At 66.2% G+C, this 15,278-nt stretch carries 16 protein-coding genes; 14 read left to right on the plus strand and 2 right to left on the minus strand.

From position 1 onward, the window contains the following. Window positions 1-34: 34 nt before the first annotated feature. On the plus strand, window positions 35-892 hold the full coding sequence (locus tag ACFPK0_RS05920) for a PA4780 family RIO1-like protein kinase (protein ID WP_056080414.1): 858 nt from the start codon (window positions 35-37) through the stop codon (window positions 890-892). Between the two features lie 109 nt (window positions 893-1,001). On the opposite strand, the gene ACFPK0_RS05925 is transcribed toward ACFPK0_RS05920, so the two are convergent. Together ACFPK0_RS05925 and ACFPK0_RS05930 are read right to left on the minus strand one after the other, a co-directional pair. Beyond that, window positions 1,002-1,436: an FKBP-type peptidyl-prolyl cis-trans isomerase gene (locus tag ACFPK0_RS05925; RefSeq protein ID WP_377339055.1), complete on the minus strand. Its 435-nt coding sequence runs from the start codon at window positions 1,434-1,436 to the stop codon at window positions 1,002-1,004. Window positions 1,437-1,460: 24 nt separating this feature from the next. Continuing rightward, window positions 1,461-2,018 (minus strand): YaeQ family protein, encoded by a 558-nt coding sequence (locus tag ACFPK0_RS05930; protein WP_377339057.1) that lies wholly within the window; start codon window positions 2,016-2,018, stop codon window positions 1,461-1,463. 59 nt (window positions 2,019-2,077) lie between these two features. Here ACFPK0_RS05930 and ACFPK0_RS05935 point away from each other — a divergent pair, with 59 nt between their 5' ends. The 13 genes from ACFPK0_RS05935 (at window position 2,078) to ACFPK0_RS05995 (ending at window position 15,270) form a co-directional block, all read left to right on the plus strand. Continuing rightward, window positions 2,078-2,992 (plus strand): pseudouridine synthase, encoded by a 915-nt coding sequence (locus tag ACFPK0_RS05935; RefSeq protein WP_377339060.1) that lies wholly within the window; start codon window positions 2,078-2,080, stop codon window positions 2,990-2,992. Window positions 2,993-3,043: 51 nt separating this feature from the next. Beyond that, entirely contained in the window at window positions 3,044-5,047 is a 2,004-nt protein-coding gene (locus tag ACFPK0_RS05940) for an OPT family oligopeptide transporter (RefSeq protein ID WP_377339062.1), read from the plus strand. Window positions 5,048-5,196: 149 nt separating this feature from the next. Further along, window positions 5,197-6,267, plus strand: coding sequence for a class I SAM-dependent methyltransferase (locus ACFPK0_RS05945; RefSeq protein WP_377339064.1), 1,071 nt, complete (start codon window positions 5,197-5,199; stop codon window positions 6,265-6,267). 13 nt (window positions 6,268-6,280) lie between these two features. Beyond that, window positions 6,281-6,994, plus strand: a complete 714-nt coding sequence (locus ACFPK0_RS05950) for a pseudouridine synthase (RefSeq protein ID WP_377339066.1) — start codon at window positions 6,281-6,283, stop codon at window positions 6,992-6,994. Between the two features lie 9 nt (window positions 6,995-7,003). Beyond that, the gene (gene miaA / locus ACFPK0_RS05955; protein WP_377339068.1) at window positions 7,004-7,963 is read left to right on the plus strand and encodes a tRNA (adenosine(37)-N6)-dimethylallyltransferase MiaA; all 960 of its coding nucleotides are present in this window, start codon (window positions 7,004-7,006) and stop codon (window positions 7,961-7,963) included. A 149-nt stretch (window positions 7,964-8,112) separates the two neighbouring features. After that, a complete protein-coding gene (gene hfq, locus ACFPK0_RS05960) occupies window positions 8,113-8,406 on the plus strand; it encodes an RNA chaperone Hfq (protein ID WP_007081724.1) in 294 nt (97 codons plus the stop codon). 58 nt (window positions 8,407-8,464) lie between these two features. After that, the gene (hflX, locus tag ACFPK0_RS05965; protein ID WP_377339071.1) at window positions 8,465-9,763 is read left to right on the plus strand and encodes a ribosome rescue GTPase HflX; all 1,299 of its coding nucleotides are present in this window, start codon (window positions 8,465-8,467) and stop codon (window positions 9,761-9,763) included. A 228-nt stretch (window positions 9,764-9,991) separates the two neighbouring features. Continuing rightward, the gene (gene hflK, locus ACFPK0_RS05970; RefSeq protein WP_056080384.1) at window positions 9,992-11,068 is read left to right on the plus strand and encodes an FtsH protease activity modulator HflK; all 1,077 of its coding nucleotides are present in this window, start codon (window positions 9,992-9,994) and stop codon (window positions 11,066-11,068) included. After that, the gene (gene hflC, locus ACFPK0_RS05975; RefSeq protein ID WP_377339073.1) at window positions 11,065-11,934 is read left to right on the plus strand and encodes a protease modulator HflC; all 870 of its coding nucleotides are present in this window, start codon (window positions 11,065-11,067) and stop codon (window positions 11,932-11,934) included. The genes hflK and hflC overlap by 4 nt, the downstream gene beginning before the upstream one ends. 9 nt (window positions 11,935-11,943) lie before the next feature. Continuing rightward, window positions 11,944-12,126 (plus strand): DUF2065 family protein, encoded by a 183-nt coding sequence (locus ACFPK0_RS05980; protein ID WP_377339075.1) that lies wholly within the window; start codon window positions 11,944-11,946, stop codon window positions 12,124-12,126. Between the two features lie 80 nt (window positions 12,127-12,206). Then, window positions 12,207-13,499, plus strand: a complete 1,293-nt coding sequence (locus tag ACFPK0_RS05985; protein ID WP_056081068.1) for an adenylosuccinate synthase — start codon at window positions 12,207-12,209, stop codon at window positions 13,497-13,499. Between the two features lie 285 nt (window positions 13,500-13,784). Then, a complete protein-coding gene (locus ACFPK0_RS05990) occupies window positions 13,785-14,039 on the plus strand; it encodes a helix-turn-helix domain-containing protein (RefSeq protein ID WP_056080377.1) in 255 nt (84 codons plus the stop codon). Continuing rightward, a complete protein-coding gene (locus ACFPK0_RS05995; RefSeq protein ID WP_377339078.1) occupies window positions 14,032-15,270 on the plus strand; it encodes a type II toxin-antitoxin system HipA family toxin in 1,239 nt (412 codons plus the stop codon). Before ACFPK0_RS05990 ends, ACFPK0_RS05995 begins: the two co-directional genes overlap by 8 nt. Window positions 15,271-15,278 lie beyond the last annotated feature (8 nt).

The following is a 15,278-nucleotide window of genomic DNA, read 5'->3' on the forward strand; positions in this document are numbered from 1 at the left end:
GACCTTTCCACGACGACTTGAAGCTTTCCAACGCATGAAGACACCCCAGGGCCTGCAGACATTGATCGAGGAAGGCGTGATCGACCAGGTGCTCCGCCCGCTCAAGAGCGGCAAGGAGGCCTCCGTTTACGTGGTGCGCTGCGGCGATGAAACGCGTTGCGCCAAGGTCTACAAGGACATGGGGCAGCGCAGTTTCCAGGCGCGCGTGCAATACCAGGAGGGCCGCAAGGTGCGCGGCAGCCGCCAGGCGCGCGCGATCGGCAAGGCCAGCAAGTTCGGCCGCAAGGAGATGGAGGAGAACTGGAAGAACGCCGAGGTCGACGCGCTGTACCAGCTCACCGCCGCCGGCGTGCGGGTGCCGCGGCCGTTCGGTTATTTCAGCGGCGTGCTGGTGATGGAGCTGGTCACCGACGCGGACGGTTATTCGGCACCGCGACTGGGCGAGGTGGAGTTGTCGGCCGACACGGCGCGCGACTACCACCGCTTCCTGATGCAGCAGGTGGCGCGCATGCTGTGCATCGGCCTGATCCACGGCGACCTGTCCGAATACAACGTGCTGGTGGGCCCCGAGGGCCCGGTGATCATCGACCTGCCGCAGGTGGTCAGCGCGTCGGGCAACAACGCGGCGCGCGCCATGCTGCGCCGTGACGTGGGCAACATCACCATCAGCCTGTCGCGCTTTGCGCCGGAATTGCTGGACACTTATTACGGCGAGGAGATGTGGGCGCTGTACGAGCTGGGCGAACTGCACCCCGACACCGAGTTGACCGGCCAGTTCGAGTTCGACGAAAGCATCGCCGACGTGGACAGCGTGATGCAGTCGATCATCGATGCGCGCGAAGAGGCGATCATCCGCCAGCAGGGGCGCGAGGCCGCGGCGCAGGAGGATTGATTGTAGGAGCACAGCTCTTGTAGGAGCGACTTCAGTCGCGATGCTTTTCCGAATCCCGAATCCCGAATCCCCTTCAAGAGCATCGCGACTGAAGTCGCTCCTACAGGGGTCAGTGCTTGCTGACGTCGATCAATTCCACATCGAACACCAGCGACGCATTCGGCGGGATGTCGCCGCCGGCGCCCTGGGCGCCATAGCCGAGCGCGGCGGGAATCAACAACGTGCGCTTGCCACCCACGCGCATGCCGGCCACGCCCTGGTCCCAGCCTTCGATGACGCGGCCGGCGCCCAGCTGGAAATTGAACGGCGTGCCGTGGTCGCGTGAGCTGTCGAATTTCGTGCCGTGCTTGTCGGTGGCGGTGTCGTCATACAGCCAGCCGGTGTAGTGCACCAGCACGTCCATGCCGGCCTTCGCCTCGGCGCCGCTGCCGACGGTGTGGTCGATGGTGGTGAGCTTGTCCACGTGACCGTGGGTGCGGACCTGGGGCGAGCCGCCGCAGGCGGCGAGGGTGAAGACGGCGAGCAGGGGCAGCAACCAGCGCATGGGTATCTCCGGAAAAGGTGAGGGTTATTTCGAAGCGTCCGTGGCGAGCATGCGCTTCACCGGGTCCACGGCCACCGCGTCGGTGTCGTTCATCAATTGCAGCTGGCCATCCTGGATCAGGCACTGCAGCCGCATGCCCCGCTGCAGCAGCGCAACCAGTTCGGTCACGGTCGCGGCGGGAATGTCGAGCACGGTGAGGTTTCTGTTGCGCGCCAGCGCGGAGCCGACCTTGCTCCACCAGATCTCCGCGGCGTTGCCGGCGTAGCTGATCACCACCACCTGGCGCGAGCGGCCGCAGGCCTTGCGGATGCGGCTTTCGTCGGGCTGGCCCAGCTCGATCCACAGCTCGATCTCGTCGGTGTACGCCTTGCGCCACAGGGCCGGTTCGTCCTCGTCGCTGAGGCCCTTGCCGAACTCCAGCCGATCGTCCGCGTACAGCGCGAACGCCAGCAGCCGCACCATCAGGCGCTCCTCGGTTTCCGAGGGGTGCCGCGCCAGGGTCAGCGCGTGGGTGGCGTAGTAATGCCGATCCATGTCGCTGATCTGCAGTTCGACTTTGTAGATGGTGGAGTTGAGCGCCATGGGCCAGCCTTGAGACAACAGCCGGCCATTCTACGCGTTGGCTCTAGACTGCGGTGCTTATGACTGACGCCTTCCACGATCCCCGCGCCAGCACCGTGCATCTGCCTGCCGGCGAATGGGCCACGGTGCTGGACGCGCTGTGCGCGCATTTCGCCAGCGTGAGCCCTGCGCAGTGGCTGGACCGGATCGAACGCGGGCGGGTGCTGGATGCGCAGGGGCGGGCGATCAGGCCGCACACGCCGTATCGCGCGGGGCTGCGCCTCCACTATTACCGCGAGGTGGCGCATGAGGTGCCGATCCCCGGCGTCGAAACCGTGCTGCATGTCGGTGCGCATCTGGTGGTGGCGGACAAGCCGCACTACCTGCCGGTGACGCCGGCGGGCGGCTTCGTGGAGCAGACCTTGCTGCGGCGGCTGATGCGCCGGCTGGGCAATCCGGACCTGGTGCCGCTGCACCGGATCGATCGGGCCACGGCGGGGCTGGTGCTTTTCTCGGCCAACCCGGCCAGCCGCGCGGCGTACCAGGCGCTGTTCCGCGAACGGCGCATCGAGAAGCTTTATCACGCGCTGGCGCCGGGTTTGCCGCAGCTGTCGTTTCCACAGCATCGCCGTTCGCGCATCGTGGCGGGCGAGCCGTTTTTCCGCATGCGCGAGGTCGAGGGCGAACCCAACAGCGAGACGTTGATCGAGGTGATCGAGCGCGGGGCCGATATCTGGCGCTATGCGCTGCACCCGGTCACCGGCAAGAAGCACCAGTTGCGCTTGCACATGGCCGCGTTGGGCGCGCCGATCCTGCACGACACGTTGTATCCCGAACTTGCGCCCGCGGCCGATGACGACCATCGCCGCCCGCTGCAATTGCTGGCGCGCAACCTGGCGTTCGACGACCCGCTGTCGGGCGAGCGGCGCCACTTCCAGAGCGGGCTGGAGCTTGCGGGGCCAGTGCCAGAAGTTGGTTCCGCCGACGCGCGGTAAGCGACCATTCCGCGTTATCGTTGCGCGCACTATTGGCGCGGGAGAGCCGTCGTGAATGCACAACCCCTGTCCGGCGCCACGCCGCGCACCGAGCTCACCGTACGCGGCCTGATCATCGGCATCGTGATCACCCTGGTATTCACCGCGGCCAATGTGTTTTTCGGACTCAAGGCGGGCCTCACCTTCGCCACCTCGATTCCCGCGGCGGTGATCTCGATGGCGATCCTGCGCGCGTTCAAGAATTCCACGATGCAGGAAAACAACATCGTGCAGACGGTGGCCTCGTCGGCGGGCACCCTGTCGGCGATCATCTTCGTGCTGCCCGGGCTGGTGATGATCGGCTGGTGGAACGGGTTTCCGTTCTGGATCACGTTCGGCATCTGCGCCACTGGCGGCATCCTGGGCGTGATGTACACGATTCCGTTGCGCCGCGCGCTGGTGACCGATTCCGACCTGCCGTATCCCGAGGGCGTGGCCTGCGCCGAGGTGCTGAAGGTGGGCGGTGGCGACGATGCGGCTGCCACGTCCGAGGAAAGCAGCCGCGCCGGTTTGCTGGCCGTGGCCGCCGGCACCGTGGTGTCGGCGGTATTTGCGGTGGTGGTGGCGACCCGCGTTTTCGCCGGCAACGTGGCGCAGTATTTCCGCTTCGGCGATCGCGGCGGTGCCACCGGTTACGACTTCGCGCTGTCGTTCGCGCTGCTGGCGGTGGGTCATCTGGTGGGCCTGTGGGTGGGCCTGGCGATGTTGCTGGGCGCGGTGATCGCGTGGGGCTGGGCGGTGCCGCATTACACGATGCTGGCGGCGACCGCCGGCGCCGCGGCCGACGTGGCGCAGGCCGCGTGGAGCGCCAAGGTGCGCTTCATCGGCGCCGGCACGATCGGCGTGGCGGCCATCTACACGCTGGCCAAACTGGTGAAGCCGGTGATCAGCGGGCTGACCTCGGCGATGGCCTCGTCGCGGGCGCGCAAGTCGGGCCAGGGCGCCACCTTGCCGCGCACCGAACACGACATGCCGATTGGCCTGGTAGGCCTCATCAGCGTGGCCTGCCTGTTGCCGATCGCCTGGTTGCTGGGCGATTTCAGCCTCGCCACCGGGCTTGGCGAGCATTTGTGGCTGCTGGTGATCGGCGGCCTGGTTTTCGTGGTGGTGATGGGCTTTCTGGTCTCGGCGGTGTGCGGTTACATGGCGGGGCTGATCGGCTCGTCCAACAGTCCGCTGTCGGGCGTGGGCATCCTGGTGGTGATCATCGCCGCGCTGCTGCTGATGCTGGGCGTGCAGGCGCAAACCGGCGACGCCGGCAAGGGCATGGTGGCGTTCGCGCTGTTCGCCACCTCGGTGGTGTTCGCTGTGGCCACCATCGCCAACAACAACCTGCAGGACCTGAAAACCGGCCAATTGGTGGATGCCACGCCGTGGAAACAACAGGTGGCGCTGGTGGTGGGCGTGCTGGTGGGCGCGGCGGTGATCCCGCCGGTGCTGGATCTGTTGAACGAAGCGTACGGCTTTGCCGGCATGCCCGGCGTGGATCCCACGCGGGCGCTGGCGGCGCCGCAGGCCGGGTTGATCTCGGCGCTGGCGCAAGGCGTGATTCAGGGCAATATCGACTGGAGCCTGATCGGCCTGGGCGCCGCCATCGGCGTGGCGCTGATCGTGCTGGACGAGATGCTGGGCCGCACGACGCGCACCGCCAGGTTGCCGCCGCTGGCCGTGGGCTTGGGCATCTACTTGCCCAGCTCCACCACGCTGATGATCGTGGTCGGCGCCATCGTGGGCTGGTACTTCGACAAGCGCGCCGACCGCGGCGCCAACCCCGAAGGCACCAAGCAACTGGGCGTGCTGTTGGCCTCGGGCATGATCGTGGGCGAAAGCATCATCGGCGTGGTGATAGCCGCGATCGTGGTGTTTTCCGGCAAGAGCACGCCGCTGGCGCTGGTGGGTGATGGCTTCGGTACCGCCGCGATCTGGATCGGCGGCATCGCCTTCGTGCTGGTCAACGCGGCGCTGTACCGCTGGGTGGCGCGGTTGGGGCGCAACCAGTCCAGCGGAATGGCGTAACGCCGTTATGTGGGAGCGACTTCAGTCGCGATGCTTTTTTGCATTGAGCCTCAAAGCAAGAGCATCGCGACTGAAGTCGCTCCCACACAGGGAAGCGCTTCCCTCGGCCACGTACAATGCGTGCATCAATCGCCTGCTGAAGTAATGACGTGACGGCATCCGGATTTTCCGCGGCCGCGCCCGACACGGCGCTGGCCGCCTTGTTCGTTCCCTTCGAGTTGGGACACTTGCACTTGCCGTCCGACGGCCGCGTGCTGTTCCTGCGTGCGCGGGCCGGCGTGCGCCTGCGCGTGATGGCGCAGCCGGCATGGCTGTGCGAGCAGGGCTTCATGCCGTTCGCCGATGAGCTGGGTCGCTGTGGCCTGCACGTGGGCGAGGCATCCGTGGGTGAGCTTTTCCCGCTGGTGTTGATCCTGCCGCCGCGCCAGCGCGACGAGGCGCGCGCGCTGTTCGCCCGGGCGCTGCAGCACACGGCGCCGGGCGGTACCGTACTGGTCAGCATGCCCAATGCGGAAGGTGCGAAATCCGGCGAGGCCGACCTCGTGAAACTGGCCGGCGCCGTGCAGCATCTTTCCAAGCACAAATGCCGCGTGTTCTGGACCACGCCCACGGCGGACAGCGTCGATCACGAGTTGCTGACGCAATGGCTGGCGCTGGATGCACCGCGCGAAACCGACGACGGCTTCGTCAGCCGGCCCGGGCTGTTTGCCTGGAACCGGATCGATCCCGCCTCCGCCTTGCTGGCCGCACATCTGCCGGCCGACCTGCGTGGGCGGGTGGCCGACCTGGGGGCCGGCTATGGTTATCTGGCCACACAGATCATCGCCCGCTGTCCGCAGGTGTCATCGATCGACCTGTACGAAGCGGAGGCGCGTGCGCTGGAACCGGCGCGGATCAACCTGACGCGTGCGCAACAGGCCAGTGGCCGCGATGTCGAGATTGCGGTGCACTGGCACGATGTCACCCGCGGTTTGCCGCGGCGTTACGACGCCATCGTCAGCAATCCGCCGTTCCACCAGGGCCGCGCCGACCTGCCCGAACTGGGCCGCGCCTTCATCACCAGCGCCGCCGACGCGCTGGGGCCGGAGGGCCGGCTGTGGCTGGTGGCGAACCGGCACCTGCCGTATGAGGCGATCCTGGCGGCGCGTTTCCACCACGTCACCACGGTGACCACGCAGGACGGTTTCAAAGTGATCGAAGCGAACGGAGTGCGCCCATGAAACGGGTCAAGCCATGAAACTGATCAAACTCATAGCCAACCTGGGCTACGGCAGCCGCAAGGATGTGACCCAATTGTTCCGTGCCGGGCGCATCACCGACACCGATGGCGAGGTGCTGTACGCCGACGACGTGGTGCCACACGAAAACATCCGCGTCGACGACGAGCCGCTCGATCCGCCGCCCGGCCTGGTGCTGATGCTCAACAAGCCGCTGGGCGTCACCTGTTCGCGCAAGGACCCGGGCCGGGTGGTGTACGACCTGCTGCCGCCGCGGTTCAACGTGCGCACGCCGGCCTTGTCCAGCGTGGGCCGGCTCGATCGCGATACCACCGGCCTGCTGCTGTTCACCGACGATGGCGCGTTGCTGCACCGGATCATTTCGCCCAAGGCACACGTGGCCAAGGTGTACGAGGCCACGCTGGCGCAGGATCTGCGCGGCGACGAAGGCGTGCTGTTCGCCAGCGGCAGCCTGATGCTGGAGTCGGAAAAGGAACCATTGGCACCGGCGCAACTGCAGGTGCTGGGCCCGCGCCATGCGCGGCTCACCGTCACCGAAGGGCGTTACCACCAGGTGCGGCGGATGTTTGCCGCTGCGGGCAACCACGTGGAAACCCTGCAGCGCGTGGCGGTCGGCGCGTTGACGCTGGGCGGCCTGCCGTTGGGCGAATGGCGGGCGCTGGATGCCGACGAGGTGGCCGCCGTTTTCGCGCCGCCGACGGTTGGCTGATTGGCCGCCATGCCCATCGACCAGCGCCCCCTTGCCATCTTCCTGATGGGCCCCACCGCCTCGGGCAAGACCGCGCTGGCCTGTGAGTTGAGCGAGCGGTTCCCGCTGGATCTGGTCAGCGTGGATTCCGCACTGGTCTATCGCGGCATGGACATCGGTACGGCCAAGCCCGACGCGGCGACGCTGGCGCGCTACCCGCACGCGTTGGTGGACATCCGCGACCCGGCGCAGCCGTATTCGGCGGCGGATTTCAGTGACGACGCGCTGGTGGCGATGCAGTCGATCAGCGCGCGGGGCAGGGTGCCGCTGCTGGTCGGCGGCACCGGTCTGTATTTCCGGGCCTTGCAACAGGGGCTGTCGGCGTTGCCGCAGGCTGACGCGTCGATCCGGCAGCGGCTCGGTGCCGAGGCGCAGCAACTTGGCTGGCCCGCGTTGCATGCGCGGCTGGCGCAGCTCGATCCGGCGGCGGCCGCGCGTATCGGCAGCAATGACGCGCAGCGGTTGCAGCGGGCGCTGGAGGTGATCGAGCTCAGCGGCCGCCCGCTGTCCGAGTTGCAACGGCGCGGCCACGAAACCCCTTTCCCCTGGCGCGTGCTGAAACTGGCGCTGATGCCTCGCGATCGCAGCGTGCTGCACGAACGCATCGCGCGGCGTTTCGACATCATGCTGGCGGAGGGTTTTCTGGACGAGGTGCGTGCGCTGCGCGAGCGCGGCGACCTGCATGCCGACCTGCCCGCCATCCGCGCGGTGGGTTACCGCCAGGCGTGGCAGTACCTGGAAGGAAAGATCGACACGGCCGCCTTCCGCGACCAGGCCATTTTCGCCACCCGCCAGCTGGCGAAACGGCAGATCACCTGGCTGCGCAGCGACCTCGGTGCGCGGTTTTTCGACCCCGACGAATCGGGCTGCACGCTCCGCGCAACCGACGCTGTGCAACTGCTGCTGGACGGTGTCGCCAGGCCTCGCTGAACGTGCTTTTGCCAACCCCTGCTCATTTGCGCCGGCAGGTTGAAAACCACCTTTCATCAAGCATTTGAAAGCGGTTACCATCACCGGAGTTGGGCCGGACGCCGCAGGCGCTTTTTTTCCGGACCCGTCCGTCGCCAGGGGAACAAAACATGTCCAAGGGACAATCGCTGCAGGATCCGTTTCTCAATGCATTGCGGCGCGAACGCGTGCCGGTGGCCATCTATCTGGTCAACGGCATCAAGCTGCAGGGTACGGTGGAATCGTTCGACCAGTTCGTGGTGCTGCTGCGCAATCAGGTAAGCCAGATGGTTTACAAGCACGCCATCTCCACCGTGGTACCCAGCCGCAACGTGCGTATCAGCGGTGGCGCGGATGACCACGAGGGCCACGCCGACCACGACGCCGCGCCCGCCGCCGGCACGCCGGCCGACGCAGGCGCTTGATTGATGGGGTGTTGGCCCGCATGAAGTAGGTTCGTTTCCGCAAAGGCCCACCCCATTCGTGTTTGATCGACAGAAGAAAGGCGACCGCGCCGTACTGGTCATGCCGCATTCGCGCGGTGAGGGCGACAGTGCCCGCCGTGCCGAGGAATTCGCCGAGCTGGTCAAGTCGGCCGGCGCCGAGGTGCTGGCGGCCATCACCGCCCGTGTCGATGTACCCAACCCGCGCTTCTACATCGGCAGCGGCAAGGCCGATGAAGTGGCCGAGGCGGTGGCCGCGCTGGAGGCCGACCTGGTGCTGGTGGACCACGAACTGACCCCGGTGCAGGAGCGCAACCTCGAAAAGCAGCTCAAGGTGCGCGTGGTCGACCGCGCCGGGCTGATCCTGGACATCTTCGCCCAGCGCGCCCGCTCGCACGAAGGCAAGCTGGAAGTGGAACTGGCCCAGCTCAAGCACATCGCCACCCGGCTGGTGCGCGGCTGGACCCATCTGGACGCGCAGCGCGGTGGTGCCATCGGCAACCGCGGCCCCGGCGAAACCCAGCTGGAAACCGACCGCCGCCTGCTCAACGAGCGGGTGAAGATCCTCGGCAAGCGATTGGAAAAAGTGCAGACCCAGCGCACCCAGCAACGCCGCGCGCGGCTGCGCAACACCGTGCCGCGCGTGGCCCTGGTGGGTTACACCAACGCGGGCAAATCCACGTTGTTCAATGCGCTCACCACCGGCGAGGTGTACGCCGCCGACCAATTGTTCGCCACGCTGGATCCCACCGTGCGCAAGATCGACGGCCTCAGCTGCGGCCCTGCCGTGTTGGCCGACACGGTCGGTTTCATCCGCGAATTGCCGCATGACCTGGTGGCCGCGTTCCGCGCCACCCTGGCCGAGGCGCGCGAGGCCGACCTGCTGTTGCATGTCAGCGACGCCGCCGACGACGAGCGCGAGCCGTTGCATCGGGTGGTCAACAAGGTGCTGCAGGAAATCGACGCCGGCGACCTGCCGCAGTTGCAGGTGATGAACAAGATCGACCTGGCCGGGCTTGAGCCGCGGATCGACCGCGATGGCGACGGGCGCCCGTATCGGGTGTGGCTGTCAGCCGCCACCGGCGCGGGGGTGGAGCTGCTGCACCAGGCGCTGGGCGAGTTGCTGGGTGGCGACCGGGTGCAGTCGTCGCTGCATCTGCCACTGACCGCCGGGCGCCTGCATGCCCGGCTCAAGGCCTCCGGCGCAATTGCCGAGGAAACGGTCGACGAGCACGGCTGGCGCCTGCGAATCGATGCGCCACGCAGCGTGCTGGCGCCATTGGGCGCGGATGCTACCGAGGCCGGCATGCTGCGTGATCTGCTGGCCCCGGCGTCCTAGCGGTGCTCCCCGTCCAGGGCGCCTGGCGGCGCCGGCGTGGCCCGGTCGAGACGGTCGCGGGCAGCGGATCAATGCGTCAGGCTCTGCTAAACTGTCCGGCGTTTGTGCTGCCGCCTGACCGGGTCGGCACATGCCCCCACCGTTATGGCAGACATCATGTGGTTTCCCCTTTCAACGTGTGCTCCGGCCGTGGCTGCCGGCCTCCAGCGGTCCCAAGGAGACTGACTCATGGCGTGGAATGAACCCGGTAAGGGACAACAGGGCGATCCATGGAACCGCAAGCGGCCCTCGGGCGGTGCGCCGAACCTGGACGACCTGCTCAAGCAGCTGAAGAGCCGTTTCGGCAAGTTCGGCAATGGCGCGGGCGGCATCATCACCGTCGTGGTGGTGTTGATCGTGCTCAGCGTGCTGTTCAGCAGCTACACCATCGTCGGTGCGCGCGAGGCGGGCGTGGTGCTGCGCTTCGGCCAGTATTCGCGCACGTTGCCGCCGGGCTTCCACCTGAAGCTGCCGGTGCCGTTCGAGACGATCACCAAGGTTGAAGCCACCCGCATCCGCTCGGTGACCGACAAGGTCGCCATGCTGACCCGCGATGAAAACATCATCACCATCGATTTCACCGTGCAATACCAGGTGGACGATGCCCGCAAATACCTGTTCTCGCTGAACGATCCCGATGGCACCACGGGCGCCGCGGCGGAGGCGGCAGTGCGTTCGGTGATCGGCGGCAGCGACATGGACCAGATATTGTCCGCGGCCGGCGCCAGCCTGGTCAGCGAGGCGCAGGTGGCGTTGCAGAAAACGCTGGACAGCTACAACTCGGGCCTGCGCGTCACCGAGGTGAGCTTCCAGAACGTGGCGCCGCCGAACGAGGTGAAGGATGCCTTCGACGACGTCAACAACGCCCGCGAAGACAAGCAGAGCATCGAGAACGGCGCCTTGGCCTACGCCAGCAAGGTGGTGCCGGTGGCGCGCGGCGACGCGGCGCGCATCGCGGCCGAGGCGGCCGGCTACAAGGCCGAGCGCATTGCCCGCGCCGAAGGCGACACCGACCGCTTCGACCTGATGCTGAAGCAGTACCAGGCGGCACCGGAGGTCACCCGCAAGCGGCTGTGGCTGGAAACCATGGAACAGGTGATGGCTGACAACCCCAAGGTGATCGACGGCTCCGACGGCCGCAACATCATCAACCTGCCGGCACAACAGGGCGGCACGGCCACTTCGGCCAATGCGGATTCATCCAGCGCGAATGTCGTGGTGCCCGCCGCCAGCAGCAATTCAGCCGACAAGGGAGCACAGCCATGAGCCGGATAGCCGCAGGCGTCGTCGCGGTGCTGTTGATCCTGCTGGGGCTCAACAGCATGTTCGTGGTTCGCGAAGGGCACAGCGCGCTGCTGCTGCAATTCGGCCGCATCGTGCACACCGATTACCAGCCGGGGCTGCATTTCAAGATCCCGGTGATCCAGCAGGTGATGCATTTCGACAAGCGCATCCTGTCGCTGGACGCGCCGCCGGAGCGTTACTTCACCTCCGAGAAAAAGAGCGTCAACGTCGACTTCTACGTGAAGTGGCGCGTGCTGGACAACGCCGCGTATTACCGCGCCACCGGCGGCGACCAGTTGCAGGCGGCACAGCGGCTGACCCCGATCGTGAAGGATGCGCTGCGCTTCGAGTTCAACGCCCGCACGCTGCCCGACCTGATCTCCGGCGGCCGCAAGGACATCACCGAGCGCGTGCGTGCGCAAACCGATGCGTCGGCCCGCAAGAACCTCGGCATTGCCGTGGTCGACGTGCGCATCAAGCGCATCGACCTGCCCAACGAGGTCAGCGAATCGGTCTACAAGCGCATGCGTGCCGAGCGCCTGCAACTGGCCAATGAACTGCGTTACACCGGTCAGGAAGCGGCCGAGAAGATCCAGGCCGACGCCGATCGCCAGGGCCAGGTATTGCGTGCCGATGCGATGCGCGATGCGGCCAAGATTCGTGGTGAGGGCGATGCCCAGGCCGCGGCGATCTACGCCAAGGCTTACGGTCAGGATGCCGAGTTCTTCACCTTCTACCGCAGTCTGGCGGCTTACCGTAAGTCGTTTGAGGATGGCAAGGGCATGCTAATCCTGAAGCCCGACTCGGAGTTCATGCGCTACTTCAACCAGCCTGCACAGAAGCGCTAGGCGGTATCGATGCATCAGCTGGCGGCCGCGCTGTGCCTGGTGCTGGTGCTCGAGGGTCTGCTGCTGTTTGCGGCACCGGCATCCTGGCAGGCGATGGTGCGACAGGCGTTGACGTTGTCTCCGCGGACCTTGCGACTGTTCGGCGCGTGCGCCGTGATCATCGGCCTGGTGCTGTTGCAATGGTTCCATTGAGGTGCATCGCGGGCTAGCCCGGATGCATGAGTTATTTCCCGGTTCCCGCGTGGAATCAACGCATAGTGAGCGAGAAGATCATGGGCAAGTCAGTCGTAATCCTTGGCGCGCAATGGGGCGACGAAGGCAAGGGCAAGATCGTCGACCTGCTGACCGAGCGGGTCAGTGCGGTGGCGCGTTTCCAGGGTGGCCACAATGCCGGCCACACGCTGGTGATCAAAGGCAAGAAGACCGTGCTGCACCTGATCCCCTCGGGCATCCTGCGCGACGACGCGCTGTGCCTGATCGGCAACGGCGTGGTGCTGTCGCCCGAAGCGCTGATCAGCGAGATCGCCGAACTGGAAGCCAATGGCGTCGAGGTGCGGTCGCGCGTGAAGATCAGCCCGGCCACGCCGCTGATCATGCCGTACCACATCGCGGTCGATAAGGCGCGCGAGATTGCCGCCGGCGGCAAGGCCATCGGCACCACCGGCCGCGGCATCGGCCCGGCGTACGAGGACAAGGTGGCCCGCCGCAGCGTGCGCGTGGCCGACCTGATGTACCCGCACGAGCTGCCGGCACTGCTGAAGACCGCCGTCGAGTACCACAACTTCATCCTCACCCAGTGGCTGAAGGCCGAACCGGTCGACTACGACACCGTGCTGAAGGACGCGCTGGCCTGGGGCGAATACATCCGCCCGCTGGTCGACGACGTGGCCACCATCCTGCACGACGTGCGCCGCGACGGCGGCAACATCCTGTATGAAGGCGCACAGGGCGCGCTGCTGGACATCGACCACGGCACCTACCCCTACGTCACCTCGTCCAATACCACCGTGGGCGGCGCCCTGGCCGGCACCGGCGTAGGTGCGGGCGACATCGACTACGTGCTGGGTATCTGCAAGGCCTATGCGACACGTGTCGGCAGCGGCCCGTTCCCCACCGAGCTCAATGACGAGATGGGCGAGCTGTTGCGCAAGAAGGGCAACGAGTTCGGCGCCAGCACCGGTCGTCCGCGCCGCTGCGGCTGGATCGACCTCGTGGCGTTGAAGCGCGCCGTGCAGATCAACGGCATCAACGGCCTGGCCATCACCAAGCTCGACGTGCTGGACGGCCTGCCCAGCATCAAGGTCTGCGTCGCCTACGAATACCGCGGCAAGCGCCGCGAACTGGCGCCGCTGGACGCGGACGGCTGGGAAGAGTGCAAGCCGGTGTACCTGGAGTTCCCCGGTTGGGAGGAATCCACCGCCGGCATCCGCGACTGGAACAAGCTCCCCGCCGCCGCCCGCGCCTACCTGCGCGCGGTGGAGGAACTCTCCGGCTGCCGCCTGGCCCTGGTCGCCACCGGTGCCGACCGCGACGACACCATCAGCCTGGACGATCCGTTCGCCTGATCACGGCTGATCGCGCGACAGGCGGGTCTTGCGCCGCGAGGCTCAGGACTGACGAACCCCGCGTTGTGGAAACGCGGGGTTTTTCTTTGGGCCGGACGTGCAGGCCGCGGATCACCCATTCCCATGTGATGCGGTGCGGAAGGTTGATCGACATCGCATGTTGATCGAACTCATCGCCGCACCCTGGGAATGGCTTCGTTCCCGCCGCGGCGGAGGTGGTCTGGATTCATAAACTAAATGACTGTCAGGCTGGACATTTAGAGTTGGATGTCTGATATTGGAGACATGGATATCGATTTCCTTCTACGCGACACGGGCCGCCAGATCCGCGAATTGCGCAAACGCCGGGGCCTTACCCAGGCTGCTCTGGCTGAGCGCGCCGGCATGGCGCGCTCCAAGCTCGTGCTGCTGGAACAGGGCAGGGGCTCGGTGGCTTTCGAAAGTTACGCCCGGATCGCGGCGGCGCTGGATGTGGCGTTCCGGCTGGAGCCGGCGCAACGCCCGGCCTTTGAGGAGCTCGCGGAGCATTACCGTGAGTAGGGAAACGGCCACCGTCGTGCTTGCGCAGGTGTTGACGCCGCAGGGCGTGAGCGGCGACCTGCATCATGAAGCCGGGCACTATGAATTTCGCTATTCGGGCAGCACCCCTGATGTCGCGGTAAGCCTGACCATGCCGGTGCGGCGCGATCAGTACCGCGCCACCCAACTGCTGCCGATCTTTCAGCAAAGCCTGCCAGAGGGTTTCGTGTTGGAGCAGCTGCGCCTGCGCCTGGCCAAACTCAGCCATTTCGATCCCATGTTGCTGCTTGCGCTCACCGGGAACGATGGCGCGATCGGTCGTTTGTGCGTGCAATCGCCGGAGATCGAGCATCTGTTCGGCAAGACGAAAACGGCGGCGAAAGGTGAGCGGTTGGCAGAGATCCTCGCGTGGGACGGCACCGAAGATCTGTTTACCGAATTGGTGGAACGCTATCTGTTGCGCACTGGCGTTTCGGGCGTGCAGCCGAAGGTACTGGTACCCGAGCGGTTCGAGCCTCCGGCATCGAAAGCCACCTTGATCGCCGGCGACCTGATCGTGAAAAGCGGCCAGGTGCAGTACCCGGGACTGGCGATCAATGAGTTCGTATGCATGTCGATCGCGCGCGCCGCCAACATTCCCGTGCCCGAGTTTTATCTGTCCGACCGACACGACCTGTTCGTGATGCGTCGTTTCGATCGCCGACATGACGACGGGATGCCGTTGGGCTTCGAGGACATGGCGACGCTGATGGGGCTGGGTACGCCGCAAAAGTATGAAGGCAGCTATGAGCGCCTGGCCAGGGTCATCCGCAACAACTGCCCGGCTGAAAACGTACGGGCGGCGCTGACCCAGTTGTTCGACATGGTGGCGCTGTCGGTGATCGTGGGAAACGGTGATGCACACTTGAAGAACTTCGGTTTGCTCTACACCCACCCTGCCGCAGCCGACTGCCGCATTGCGCCGGCCTATGACATCGTCAACACCACCGCGTACCTTCCCGACGATGCGCTGGCGCTCACTCTCGGAGGCAGCAAGAGCTTCCAGGCAGCGCGACTGCATCTGCTGGATCTGGCCGGACGCTGCGATATCGAGCAGCCGCGCGAACGGGTTCGGCAATTGTTGGAGGCCTGCGCGCAGCAGCTGCAAACCCACGCCGACCTGCTTGAGGAAGCACCTGTCGTGAAGCAGGCCTTGCATCACTGCATGCAGCGAATGGAGGCGGGTTTCAGTCGTCCGCTGGCGTCGCGTTGATTCCAGGG

This window comes from Rhodanobacter ginsenosidimutans (assembly GCF_042655685.1).
Classification (GTDB): domain Bacteria; phylum Pseudomonadota; class Gammaproteobacteria; order Xanthomonadales; family Rhodanobacteraceae; genus Rhodanobacter; species Rhodanobacter ginsenosidimutans.